The organism is Paenibacillus sp. fava2, from assembly GCF_058313675.1.
The window spans coordinates 5,897,962-5,911,223 of sequence record NZ_CM177755.1 but is presented as its reverse complement, the minus strand read 5'-3'; the positions used below and the strand labels follow the sequence as shown (position 1 = coordinate 5,911,223).

The window sequence follows — 13,262 nt, the reverse complement described above, 5'->3', positions numbered from 1 at the left end:
ATTTCATAGAAAAGGAGTGTTGCGCAGATGAGTTTCTTATCTACTGGACCGATTGAAAACAATATGATTGCCGGCACAAGACCCACAACCCAGGTAACGCTCCGTGTAGATAACCGCAGCAGCAGCGCGGCTTCTAGCGTAATTGTACAAGGCTATTATTTGCTTGGCGGTGTAAGAAACCTATATGTCAGTGAGACGCTTAATGTGGCTCCGAACCAGGTGATAACGACCAATTACTACGCCGATTTTGATGGTTTTGAATTTCTGTTCAATACCCCAACCAGTCCTCCGGATGATCCGGTTCAAATTTCTTTGTGGGGCAAAAGTAGCACCGGTGCGCTCGTAACCGCCCACCGCCTGGTTTCAGCTGAGCTGCTGGGCGAGGTGATCGGGGTCACAGGCGCAACCGGATCGACCGGTGAAGCCGGTGCTACAGGAGCTACCGGAGTGACGGGAGCGACGGGGTTAGCTGGAGCAACCGGGGTAACGGGAGCGACGGGTTTAGCTGGAGCAACCGGGGGAACGGGAGCGACGGGTTTGGCAGGAGCAACCGGGGTGACGGGAGCGACTGGTTTGGCAGGAGCAACCGGTGTAACGGGAGCGACGGGTTTAGCAGGAGCAACCGGGGTGACGGGAGCGACGGGGTTAGCTGGAGCAACCGGGGTAACGGGGGCGACGGGGTTAGCTGGAGCTACCGGTGTGACGGGAGCGACGGGTTTGGCAGGAGCTACCGGTGTGACGGGAGCGACGGGTTTGGCAGGAGCAACCGGGGTAACGGGAGCGACAGGTTTGGCAGGAGCAACCGGGGTGACGGGAGCGACGGGGTTAGCTGGAGCTACCGGTGTGACGGGAGCGACGGGGTTAGCTGGAGCTACCGGTGTGACGGGAGCGACGGGGTTAGCTGGAGCAACCGGTGTAACGGGAGCGACGGGTTTAGCTGGAGCAACCGGGGTAACGGGAGCGACGGGGTTAGCTGGAGCAACCGGTGTAACGGGAGCTACGGGATTGGCAGGAGCTACCGGGGTAACGGGAGCGACAGGTTTGGCAGGAGCTACCGGGGTGACGGGAGCGACGGGGTTAGCTGGAGCAACCGGGGTAACGGGAGCGACGGGACCAACCGGTTCGGGCGCGATCATTCCTTACGCATCTGGCCTTCCTGCCGCACTGACTACTGTGCTGGGCGGTCTGCTTAATACCTCCAGCTTGATCGGCTTCGGCAACAGTGCTACTGGAGTTGCTATTACTGGCGGAGTCATTGACCTCACAGGAGCTGCAGGTACGCTGCTAAACTTTGCCTTCTCCGTGCCGCGTGCGGGTACCATTACTTCATTGGCTGCATATTTTAGCACTACAGCTTCATTGAGTCTGGTAGGCTCTACAGTAACTATAACCGCTCAATTATTCCGTTCGACAACGCCGAACAACACCTTTACCGCTGTACCGGGGGCGTTAGTTACTCTGGCACCGGCACTCACGGGTATCCTAGCTTTGGGTACTATCAGCAGCGGCCTCACCACAGGGCTAAGTATCCCGGTTACCGCAGGCGAACGGCTGCTGATGGTCTTCTCGGCTGGTGTTACAGCAGGCCTTGACGTGGCTGCTACCGTGGCAGGATACGCAAGCGGCGGTCTGACAATCGTCTAGTAACGGGTTTCTTTAGCTAACAATAAAATAATAAAGAGGGACTTCTCCAGCTTCCGGCTGGAAAGTCCCTCTTTTTATGCGAAAACCAAGCATAACTCAGCCATCCAATCCCCGGCTAAGCGCGAAAATCCCTTAACTGGGCTCAAACCAAGCACTTAAGCCAAGCAATCAAGCCCGGAATAAAGGGAAGAATCCCCTTAACTGAGCCCAAACCAACCACTCAAGCCCGGAATAAAGGGAAAAATCCCCTTAACTGAGCCCAAACTAAGCACCCAAGCCCGGAATAAAGGGAAAAATCCCCTTAACTGGGCCCAAACCAACCACTCAAGCCCGGAATAAAGGGAAAAATCCCCTTAACTGAGCCCAAACCAACCACTCAAGCCCGGAATAAAGGGAAAAATCCCCTTAACTGAGCCCAAACCAAGCACCCAAGCCCGGAATAAAGGGAAAAATCCCCTTAATTCAGCCCAAACCACCTACTCATGTAGCCTGGCTCAGCCTATCAAATATAATTTCAGCCCGATGCGATCTCAACCTGCTAAAAAAACCATCTAAACCAAATCACAAGCCTCGGCAGGCATCCAGTGTGCATCCTGGCCGTCCCATTTGACGTTGCAGCCGATCGGGTTGGTCAGCGGTGTGGCAATGGCTTGTCCGGCGAGCAGCTGGGACAATGCGTTGTCCAGGTCGTTGACCGTCATTTTGTCTGTTTCCCGCGGGTTATCGACGCCGCGGCCGGTGTAGACCAGCTTGCGGTCCTGGTCAAACACGAAGAAATGAGGTGTGCGCAGCGCACCATATGCACGCGCGGTTTCCTGCGTGTCATCGCGGAGATAGAGCCACGGGAAGTTCTGCTCCTCCATCCGCTTCACCATATGCTCGTAGGAATCGTCCGGATGGGTCGTCTCACTGTTGGCGTTAATTCCTGCAAAAGCCACTCCCAGCTCACGGTACTTTTCGGCGGTCTGGCGCGTAACCTCATCGGACCCGACGACGAACGGACAATGATTGCAGGTGAAGAAGATGACCAGCGCTTTTGCCGTAGCAAAGCTGTCCAGCGAGTACGTCTGACCGTCTGTTGCTTTTAAAGAGAAGTCGGGAGCAGAAGCGCCCAGTTCCAGGGTAAAGCTCATGTTAATGCACCTCCGTAAAATAGTATGAAACCATTGAGAGAAGCGTCAGCAGGCCCAAACGGCCTGCTGCTTAAGCAATAACAATCCCTGTCATTATACTTTATTCAGGCAGAAGCTTCCAAATCCTTCGACGCATCAGAGCATCAGAATCTCGCGGATATCCTGCTCGGTGAGGGCGGAGAGCGCCTCCGCCCCAGGCTGGATGACCTCCTCGATCAGGTTCTTTTTCTTCTGCTGCAGCTCATACATTTTGTCCTCGACGGTGCCCTGGGCAACGAGACGGATCACCTGCACCACCTTTTTCTGTCCGATCCGGTGGGCCCGGTCGGCAGCCTGCTGCTCGACAGCCGGGTTCCACCACAGATCATAAAGGATCACCGTGTCCGCTCCGGTCAGGTTAAGGCCGGTGCCTCCGGCTTTTAACGAAATGAGAAACAGGTCGCGTTCCCCCTCATTGAACCGGCTGCACAGCTCCACCCGCTGGTCGGCCGGCGTCTTGCCGTCCAGATAGAAATGCCGGACGCCCTGCAGGGCAAGCTCCCGGCCGATCATCCCGAGCATCTCCGTGAACTGGGAGAAGATCAGCATCCGTTTGCCGGAGCTTCGGCATTCCTCGATGATCTCCAGCAGCTGGTCGAACTTGGCCGAGCCGCCGCTGTAGCCCTCGACGAACAGGGCAGGGTGGCAGCAGAGCTGGCGCAGCCGGGTGATCCCGGCCAGCACCTTGATCCGGCCGTGGCCGAAGCTCTCATTGTCGAGATGCTTGAGCGCTTCCTTCCGCAGTCTGGCGAGATAAGCCATGTACAGCTGTTTCTGCTCAGGCAGCAGCTCCGAGGCGTGCAGGGATTCGATTTTGTCCGGCAGCTCCTTGAGCACATCGCTTTTCAGCCGGCGCAGCAGGAACGGGCGGGTCCGCTTGGCGACTGTTTCGCGCGGCAGATCATGGAACGCTTTTTTGCCGGGGAACAGGCCGGGAAAAACAACACTGTAAATCGACCACAAATCCTCCAGCGCATTTTCCACCGGCGTTCCTGTGAGGGCGAAGCGGTAGCGGGCCTGCAGTATTTTTACCGCCTGCGCAGTCTGGGTGGCATGGTTCTTGATCATCTGGGCTTCATCCAGAATCAGGGTGTGGAAGGACAGCCGGGCATACAGCTCAATGTCCCGCCGCAGCAGCGGATAGGAGGTGATAATGACGTCAGCCCCCGAACTCTTGCGGACCGCCTTGGTACGTTCATTCAGATTGCCGTCAGCAATAACGGCCTTGATGTCCGGGGCAAACCGCCTCAGCTCATTCTGCCAGTTGTAGAGCAGGGAGGCAGGAGCGACGATCAGCGCCGGCTTGCCGCCTTCACGGATATCGGTAAGCTCCGAGAGCAGAAAAGCAATGCTCTGCAGCGTTTTGCCAAGTCCCATATCATCAGCCAGAATGCCGCCGAAGCGGTAGTGGGCCAATGTTTTCATCCACTGGAACCCGAACTGCTGATAGTCGCGGAGCACGGTGGAAAGGCTATCCGGCAGCGGAAAATCGAGATTTTCGGGACTGGCCATATTGGCCATTAACCGCCGGAAAGAGCGCCCGATTGTAACAGCATCGCCATGCCGGGATTCCGGATTCAGCTGCAGACCCTGGATCAGCGGCAGAGTAAATTGTGGTTTGTTAAAAGGAACACTGTGTACCCCGAGCTCATTCATGAACTCGATAATCTGCAGAAACTCGGCACTTTCCAGCGGCAGCAGCGCACCGTCCGGAAGGCGGTAGTATCTGCGTTTTTCCTGCAGCGCCTCAAGAATCTGCACAATGTCAGTCTCCGCGATGCCCTGCACGGCGAATTTGAACTCCAGCCAGTCGGTTTTTTCGTTCCAGGTCAATACAGCCTTGGGCGTGTAGGTCTCAGCCGCAATCCGGCCCTTGACGGCAGTGGTGGCATACACCTGAAGCAGCGGCTCCAGGAGCGGAATCGTGTGATAGAGAAAATCATACTCCGCTTCCTCATCGCTCATAATAAAGCCGCCTTCCGTCCGTACAAAAGATTCATGCTCCATGTGTGCGAGAATCCGCCGCTCCGCTTCTCCGTCACGCATCAGGATGACCTCGCTGCCCCGGCTGCGGCTGTCCTCCTCCAGCGGATTAATGATGATGCTGCCATACTGGAATTCGAGGCCGGCCAGCAGCCGGTCCCGCACACGGTCCAGGTACAGCCGTGCCTGCAGCTGGGTCTGCACTATCCGGTCAGCGATCGTCTCGGCGATGTGCACGCTGCCCAGCTTTTTCAGCCCGGGAATGACCTGCTCCATAAAAGGCTCCATTTGCTCAGGCGCAATCGCAATCCCGTCCTTGCGGGCAGCGGCCAGCATCCGCTTCAGCTCAGCGAGCCTGCGGCATTCATCAATGTCCAGCTTCAGCAGCCTGCCTCCGGCCAGCACCAGCCCGTAATCCTCCAGCACCATAACCTGTGCTATACCATCAATATCCAGATGATAGCCGCTTTCTGACTGGTCGAACCGGAAGCTTAACGGCGGGGACTCGGTGGATAGCTCCAGCTTTTCCAGGATCAGGTCACCCTGCTGCAACAAAGCGGAGGGGGCAGCAAGCAGCGCCGGCAGCAAGCCCTCCCAGAAAAAAGGCGGAACCGCCAGCAGCCGCTCCCCGCCCATCCCGCCTGATTGTGCAGCATAAGGATTGACACCTGCACGGTACAGCTTTTCATTCGACGAGATATCAATCAGCTTCAGCAGAACATCGTTGTCTTCCTTATTGAACGAGTGCAGCGCCGGATCATAACTGAAATGCCGGGAGAACTCAAAAGGCTCACCGCGCCGGACCTGCTCCAGAAAGGTTCTGATTTTTTGTACAATATAGAGGCGCTTGGGCCCGACTTTTAGCTCAATTCCGAGCATTTGCGTGCTGTAGCTGACGGTGACCGGCTTGACGATAAATTCAACCTGCAGCGGTGCCCGGAGATCGGAATAGGTTCCTGTTACGCTAGGCCGGGAGCGGCCTCCGCCTGCGAATACCTCCAGCATACCGTTCACCAGCTGGCGGTCTCCGGTACGTTCAGCCGCGCCGGCAGCAGGGGGCTGTACAGTGCGTGGCGTAAGAACGCCAGTCTCCGCCGGCAGCGGGTCAGATTCCTCATGAGGCAGGCTGCTAACCTCATCGTCCGCGCCACCTTCCTCCAGACGGAGAATAGTGAACAGGCTGGCCGCAATATGCCGGCAAAAAGCCCCTCCATGATAATAGGCAGGACAGGTGCATTCCGCATTTACATCCCCGTCACTGTCGATGGCCAGCGCTACATCATAGCTCTCCAGCCCCTGAACCGCCGTGCGGTATTTGGAATATTCAAGTCTGTCGTCGTTCTCTCTATAATTCAGCCGGACCCTCCCGGCTTCGTAGTCAGCCCTGCCTTTATCCAAGGCATCACTGCCGCACAGCAGCCGGATTACCCGTTCCGGTACATAATAACCCATGTTACATTCACTTCCTCACACCTGTCCGGATTTTCCGGTTATTCGATAGTATTTATCTTATCAGAACAGATGTGCGTCTTAAAGTCCGGGACAGTTATCAGAGCAGTTTAGGGGGAAGTTACGAATCCCGTATCCGAAAAAAAACCACTACAGAAGGTGTCTTCTACAGTGGTTTTGGAGAGTATAAGCTCATTTGATTCCATACGGACTTTACTGCCCGTGCAGCGCCGGCCCGCCGATCCCGTGCAGCATGAAGCCGATCAGCTGACTGATCTCCTCCTCATCGTCCCAGTCCTTCTCCGGCATCAGCAGCAGGCGGGCCAGCAGATAGCCGATCACTGAGGAAACAGTGAACCGGATAATGGCGGGGGTTGGCGCATCAATTACCTCACCTTCAGCCTTAAAATGCTCTGTAATCGCGGTTACCCGCTCCAGCACCTGAGCCAGGACGTTCTCGGCAAACTGCTCGCGTAGTGCAGGCTGGAACGGAATTTCCTGAACGAGAATCCGGATAATTTTAAAATTTTTACGGGCAAAGTCCAGCCGGTTCACAATAAATGCCCGCAAAAAGGCCTCATAGCTCTCAAACGGCATATCCAGCACCCCATTAAAGTTGCGCATCACGAACGGGGCAATCATCCGGCTCATGGTCGGTCCGACGATGGACAGCAGCAGATCTTTTTTGGTTTTGTAGTAGCGGAAAATCGTCCCCTCAGCCACGCCCGCCTTTTGGGCGATCTCACTGGTGGATGCCGCCGAGAAGCCTTTATCGGAAAATATCTCTATCGCCGCCTCCAGGATGGAGATTTGCTTGGGCGTCATCTGCCCGTCTTCCTTGACGGAGAGCAGTTCCTCGATCCATTGCTCTTTATCGTGCTGCCCGGCACTTTCTTTAGTCATATCATGGCCCTCCAAAAATGTTGCTGTCCCTCTATAGTATCACGGCTGCGGACGAAGTTACACCGCCCTACATTCTGCGGTGTTTGCGCAGAGCCAGCACGTTAAGAATCATGAACAGCAGCGAAAAGCCGACCAGCACATAGGCATTCAGGGCAATTGCGCTCCAGCCTTTGCCGCGGATCATAATATCCATCAGCGCCTGGGCGCCGTAATAGATCGGCGTCCCAAGGCTGACCCGCTGCAGCCACAGCGGCAGCGTATCCATCGGGAACAGGCCGCTCAAAAAAATCTGCGGCACAATCACCAGCGGAATGAACTGGATCATCTGCAGCTCATTGCCGGCAAAGGCTGAGAGCAGCGTACCCAAGGTGAGTGCCGTAATCGCCAGGAGCAGCGTAATGAGCAGCACATAGCCGAAGCTGCCGGCCATCATGATACCGAGCACCTGAATGGAGAACCAGGAGATCAGCAGCGCCTGAACGACAGTGAAAATACCGAAGCCGCAGACATAGCCCAGTACAATCTCCCAGCGCTTCAGCGGTGTGGAGAGCAGACGTTCCAGCGTACCGGTCGTCCGTTCGCGCAGGAAGGACACTCCGGCAATCAGAAATACGAAAAAGAAAACGAAGACCCCGATCATAATCGGTCCGAAGCGGTCGATTGTGGTCATATCCTCGGCACCGTACAAGTAGCTGATCTGTGGCCGGATTTGCTCCTGAGCGGAGCCGGCGGGGTGGAGCTGCAGCACAGCTTCCTGCAGGGCGAGCAGAACCGCGCGGTTAGCGGCCGGGTTACTGCCTTCCAGCATTACGGCGGGTACGGTTCCGTCGAGCGTAATCAGGGCATCTATGTCGCCGTCCTTAAGCGCAGCTTCTCCCTGTTCAGCCGCAGTGAAGTCTGTAACGGCAGCGTCCTGCGCTTCCAGCGCAGAGGCGAAGACAGCGGCCCCGCCGGTTACACCGATAGTCGGCTTATAGGCATCACCGTTAAAGACGAGACTCATCAGGCTCAGGACGAGCAGGGGAGCGATAAACATCAGCGCCATCGTCCGCTTGTCATGAATGAACTGCCGCAGAATGCGTAAGGTTATGGCACGAATTTTCATTTGCGGGCACCCCCATAGGTTAAAAAGGCTTCTTCAATGGTTGCGGAGCCGGTAGCCTGTATAAGTCCCGCAGGCGTATCTACGGCCAGCAGCTGACCATCGCGGATCATGCCCAGCCGGTCGCATTTTTCAGCCTCATCCATGACATGAGTCGTCAAAACGATGGTCGTTCCCTGGCGGTTCAGCGAGCGCAGCTCCTGCCAGATGGACTGGCGCAGCAGTGGATCTATTCCTACGGTAGGCTCATCGAGAATGAGCAGCGGCGGCTCGTGCAGCAAAGCGATGGCCAGCGACAAACGGCGCTTCATGCCCCCGGAGTACTGGTCTACACGCTTGCGCAGATGCTCCTGCAGGTTCACGAGCTCCATCACATCGGCAATCCGCCGCGTGCGGTTTCCGCCCTTTAGCCCGTAGAGTGCGGCAAAAAACTCCAGATTCTCCTTTGCGCTCAGCTCCGTGTACAAAGCGTCCGACTGAGCCATGTACCCGATCTGCTGCAGCATGGCAAGCTTCGGCATCTTGACGCCCATGACCTGCACTTCGCCGGAGCTGACCTCGTCGATGCCTGTCAGAAGCTTCACCAGTGTCGTTTTGCCTGAACCCGACGGGCCCAGCAGGCCGAAGGTTTCTGCACGGTTTACCTGCAGACTGATATCCTTGAGCACCGTTTTGCTGCCAAAAGCCCTGCTGACATGGCTAACAGAAATAACCGGAGTATCCTGATCCATGACTATCTCCTCGATTCCTTTAATGAATTGTTATATTTGTGAGTGAGTACTCACTCATTATTCTAGTGCGTTCACTGCACGTTGTAAATCTTTATTTGCGGGTTTAAAAGAGTACACTCCTCCTGCTCCAACTCCTGGATGTATAAAGCCTCTGTGGCCGTTAGGCGAAACAGCCAAATCAAAGGCAAAAATGCCCTTGATTCCGCCAAAGCAGGCGGAACGGCCAAATCAAAGGCAAAAATGCCCTTGATTCCGCCCCAAGCAGGCGGAACAGCCAAATCAAAGGCAAAAATGCCCTTGATTCCGCCCAAAGTAAGCGGAACGGCCAAATCAAAGGCAAAAATGCCTCTGATTCCGCCCCAAGCAGGCGGAACAGCCAAATCAAAGGCAAAAATGCCCTTGATTCCGCCCCAAGCAGGCGGAACGGCCAAATCAAAGGTAAAAATGCCCTTGATTCCGCCCCAAGCAGGCGGAACAGCCAAATCAAAGGCAAAAATGCCCTTGATTCCGCCCCAAGCAGGCGCAACAGCCAAATCAAAGGCAAAAATGCCCTTGATTCCGCCCAAAGTAAGCGGAACAGCCAAATCAAAGGCAAAAATGCCTCTGATTCCGCCCCAAGCAGGCGGAACGGCCAAATCAAAGGCAAAAATGCCTTTGATTCCGCCCCAAGCAGGCGGAACAGCCAAATCAAAGGCAAAAATGCCCTTGATTCCGCCCCAAGCAGGCGGAACAGCCAAATCAAAGGCAAAAATGCCCTTGATTCCGCCCAAAGCAGGCGGAACGGCCAAATCAAAGGCAAAAATGCCCTTGATTCCGCCCCAAGCAGGCGGAACGGCCAAATCAAAGGCAAAAATGCCCTTGATTCCGCCCCAAGCAGGCGGAACGGCCAAATCAAAGGCAAAAATCCCTCTGAGCCGTGCAGACTATCAGAATTTTTATCAGAAGCGCTGCCTGACTTAATTGAAATTGTGTATAAAGTTACTGTAAACGTTCAGTTACTGTAAACATTCAGTTTGTTCCAATCCCTCATAATTAAACTAAATTCTTCAATATGCGAATTTGTGAGGAAAATGAACAATACCGTTTGCCGCCTGATTAATGCGGGTAAATAAGAATATATGCCCAAAACCGTGACCTTAATCTCAACATTTTACTAATCACATTACTAATCGCAGTTCTATCACCATTCCCGAGTCCAGTCCCCACTATAAAGAGGAGGCTTTTGCTGATGTCCGACAGGAAACCAATGTTACCTCTGCTGGTTCTGCTGGCCGCAAGTCTAAGCTTGGGCGCATGCAGCCGGGCTGAGACAGCCGCAACAGGTACAGGGAGTTTTCATACCCTGGCTGAGGAGAGAATCAGTGAGCCGCAGTATTTGCCCGGTGATTTGCCGATTCCGGAAGGGGCAGGTATTACGTTTACGGAAGGTGAGTTTGCGGGCGGCAAGAAATCATCCATGCTGATCTACGAGACGGACGAAACGATGGCCGAGCTCGGCACCACATACCTCAAATATGTGAAGGAAAAAGCACTCGAAAACGGGACGCAAATTATGGACAAGGACAACCTGCTTATCAGCGGAAAAGCGCCGGGCAGCTATTCCTATTCGATCATCGGCAGCAGCTCGGAGGCCAAGCCGGGCGGTACCGAAATTATTGTAACGTGGGTTGAAAATTAAAAGTTTCATGCTTAATTGCAGGGGCTATCGAATTTTTTGCTGCAGATTTTACATAGCGTTAACTTTCAGGCTATCCTCAGGGTATTTTGGGGCTGGCCTTTTTGTGTACTTAATATTTCCAAAACATTCCTCTCGAACAGAATTCACACTGATAGCAGAAAATAGCATTAGCAGTTACCTATATGAAAAGGGTGAATCTAATTGAGAAATAGTAAATGGTTCAGCGCGGCTTTGGCTTCTGCACTTCTTGTAACAGGGGGAGCAGGCAGTATACTGGGTGCGAACAGCGCGAGTGCCGCAGCCGTGGCCAGTACCGTCAAAACAGGGACAGCCACATGGACTGTAAACAGCAATCCGGCCCAGTTCAGCACAATTGACAGCAGCGGCTACAAACTGTATTCGCTTAGCCAGGTAGCCGGTGAGCTTGGTGCCAAGCTGATTCTCACTAACGGCGGTTTTGAACTGAATGACAGCAAGGGGCTACATACGGTACAGCTTCAAGCAGGCTCCAAAAACTATGTGGTGGATGGTGCATCCCAGCAGTTTACGGTAGCGCCTGTAGTATATAACGGAAAAGTTTACGTTGAGCTGACCAAGCTCGTAACCGCTCTGGGCGGAGAGCTTTCGGCGGAAAGCCTGGAGATTCTGAGCTTTGCCCGTCCGGAAGGCCAGTTTGATACCCTGCACTGGACAGCAGACGGCAGCATCATTGCGAACAAGAGTGACTCCGAAACAGCCCAGCTGCTGAAGTTCAGCGCGTATCCGGGCGATTATGAAGTGTTTTCTTCCAATGAAAGTGCGCTTGATTTCTCCGTATCCGCCGACCAGCAGTGGGGCGCGTTCACCGATGAGACAGGCCAGCTGAAGCTGATCAACCTGTCGAGCGGTGCTATTTCCTCCCTAGGCACCGACACCAGCGTGAAGACGGATCTGGTATGGTCACAGGACGGCAAAACCATCTACTTCATCCAGGGCGACAAGCAGGAAAAAATTGCCCAGATCTCAGTAGAAACCGGAACGGTAAAAGCCGTGCTCGAAGATAAAGTGGAAAATAAATCCGAACTGCGCCTCTCCGCTGATGCGAAAAGTGTGGTGTATATCGTCAACGTAACCGGCGTAGCCAAAAACGATGCCGACAGCACTGAAGATTCCCTGACTGTAGACTACAGCAAAGCCGGAGAGCAGCTGTTCAAGCTGGATCTTGCAACCAAGGATGCCAAGCCAAAAGCACTGACTACCGAGCTCGACAACAAGCTGTATCCCGAGATCCTGGCTAACGGCGGCGTGGTTTATCTGAGTGCAGACGCTGAAGGAAATGCAGCTAACAACCTGAAATCGATCAGCGCAGACGGAGCTACCATTACTAACATTGCACTGGATACAGAAGCTACCTGGTCTGCCGGAGTAAGCACAGGTCTGGTCGTATCCGGGATGGCTGCTGACGGAAGCACTACAATCTATTCCATCGATGCAAGCGGCAATAAAACCGTCCTGTTCCAGACGGCTGAAGATGTATCCGAAGTTGCAGTTTCCCATGACGGCAGCAAGCTGGCAGTAGTTAGCGACGGTAAAGTCCTGCTGATCCAGGGCGGCAAAGCACTGCAGCTGACTAAATAAGACACGTCCCTCATAGCCCACACAATATAACGGCATAGCGCCGGGAGGAGAATTCAGATCATGAAGCTTTTCAAAAAATTTACGGTAACGGCACTGACAGCAGTAATCGCAGTAACCGCATCATTCGCAGGTATTGCGGCAGCAGCCGACACCCTCAAGGGTAAAATCACAATCAACGGTTCTACTGCACTGCTTCCGCTGACACTGCAGGCCGCTAAAGAATTCCAGAAGCTGCACCCTAAGGTGAAAATCGCCGCTTCCGGTAAAGGTTCTGTAACAGGTCCCCAGGCTGTAAAAAAGGGCATCGCTGATATCGGCGCCTGCGACTGGGATGCAAGCATGGACGTTCCAGGGTTCAAGGCTTTTGACGGACAGGTAGCGAACAAGGTAGCGGTTATTCCTTTTGCCACGATCGTTAACAAAAATGTCGGCGTAGACAACCTGACCACTGAACAGCTGGCTGGTATTTTCTCCGGTAAAATCACCAACTGGAAAGAAGTCGGCGGATCTGACGCTAACATCGTAGTAATCACACGTTCTTTCGGTTCCGGTACACGCGTTAACTACCAGGCTAAAGCGCTGGGCGGCGGAGACATCGTGAAGAAAGAAAAGAACTACAAGGAAACAGGCTCCAGCGGTGACATGAAGACTGCCGTTGCCACTACTCCTAACTCCATCGGTTATATCGACCTTGTATACGTAAGCGGCAGCGACATCAAGGCTGTAAAGCACAACGGTGTTGCAGCAACTACAGATAACGTAATCAACGGCTCGTACAAGATCTGGGCATATGGCTACTACATGACTAAAGGCCAGCCAACCGGCGCTACAAAAGAATTCATCGAGTACGTACAGAGCAAGAAATTCCAGAACGGCTCGCTCAAAAAGCTTAAATTCATCCCGATTGCAGCAATGAAAGGCTAAGTAAAAGCTTCATTATATTGAATGGTAACAGCGGCCAGCTCCGGAATATTCGGGGTTGG

10 protein-coding genes are annotated in these 13,262 nt (G+C 54.1%); 4 read left to right on the top strand and 6 right to left on the bottom strand.

Annotated features, from left to right (window positions below):
- Positions 1 to 27: 27 nt before the first annotated feature.
- On the top strand, positions 28 to 1,644 hold the full coding sequence (locus AC4G46_RS25925; RefSeq protein ID WP_491125240.1) for an exosporium glycoprotein BclB-related protein: 1,617 nt from the start codon (positions 28 to 30) through the stop codon (positions 1,642 to 1,644).
- A 551-nt stretch (positions 1,645 to 2,195) separates the two neighbouring features.
- Here AC4G46_RS25925 and AC4G46_RS25920 read toward each other — a convergent pair.
- The 6 genes from AC4G46_RS25920 to AC4G46_RS25895 form a co-directional block, all read right to left on the bottom strand.
- Positions 2,196 to 2,777: a thioredoxin family protein gene (locus AC4G46_RS25920; RefSeq protein ID WP_491125239.1), complete on the bottom strand. Its 582-nt coding sequence runs from the start codon at positions 2,775 to 2,777 to the stop codon at positions 2,196 to 2,198.
- 135 nt (positions 2,778 to 2,912) lie between these two features.
- Positions 2,913 to 6,251 carry a DEAD/DEAH box helicase gene (locus AC4G46_RS25915; RefSeq protein WP_491125238.1) on the bottom strand — a complete coding sequence of 1,113 codons (3,339 nt, stop codon included), beginning with the start codon at positions 6,249 to 6,251 and terminating at the stop codon, positions 2,913 to 2,915.
- A gap of 210 nt (positions 6,252 to 6,461) precedes the next feature.
- A complete protein-coding gene (locus AC4G46_RS25910) occupies positions 6,462 to 7,151 on the bottom strand; it encodes a TetR/AcrR family transcriptional regulator (protein WP_491125237.1) in 690 nt (229 codons plus the stop codon).
- A 67-nt stretch (positions 7,152 to 7,218) separates the two neighbouring features.
- Positions 7,219 to 8,256, bottom strand: a complete 1,038-nt coding sequence (locus AC4G46_RS25905) for an ABC transporter permease (protein ID WP_491125236.1) — start codon at positions 8,254 to 8,256, stop codon at positions 7,219 to 7,221.
- Complete coding sequence (locus AC4G46_RS25900) at positions 8,253 to 8,984, bottom strand: ABC transporter ATP-binding protein (RefSeq protein ID WP_491125235.1); 732 nt, start codon at positions 8,982 to 8,984, stop codon at positions 8,253 to 8,255. The genes AC4G46_RS25905 and AC4G46_RS25900 overlap by 4 nt, the downstream gene beginning before the upstream one ends.
- Before the next feature lie 71 nt (positions 8,985 to 9,055).
- Entirely contained in the window at positions 9,056 to 9,874 is an 819-nt protein-coding gene (locus AC4G46_RS25895) for a hypothetical protein (RefSeq protein ID WP_491125234.1), read from the bottom strand.
- 338 nt (positions 9,875 to 10,212) lie between these two features.
- On the opposite strand from AC4G46_RS25895, the gene AC4G46_RS25890 reads away from it, so the two are divergent.
- The 3 genes from AC4G46_RS25890 (at position 10,213) to AC4G46_RS25880 (ending at position 13,203) form a co-directional block, all read left to right on the top strand.
- Positions 10,213 to 10,662 (top strand): hypothetical protein, encoded by a 450-nt coding sequence (locus AC4G46_RS25890; RefSeq protein WP_491125233.1) that lies wholly within the window; start codon positions 10,213 to 10,215, stop codon positions 10,660 to 10,662.
- A gap of 201 nt (positions 10,663 to 10,863) precedes the next feature.
- Complete coding sequence (locus tag AC4G46_RS25885) at positions 10,864 to 12,279, top strand: stalk domain-containing protein (protein WP_491125232.1); 1,416 nt, start codon at positions 10,864 to 10,866, stop codon at positions 12,277 to 12,279.
- Positions 12,280 to 12,339: 60 nt separating this feature from the next.
- On the top strand, positions 12,340 to 13,203 hold the full coding sequence (locus AC4G46_RS25880; RefSeq protein ID WP_221803124.1) for a phosphate ABC transporter substrate-binding protein: 864 nt from the start codon (positions 12,340 to 12,342) through the stop codon (positions 13,201 to 13,203).
- The last annotated feature ends 59 nt before the right edge of the window (positions 13,204 to 13,262 follow it).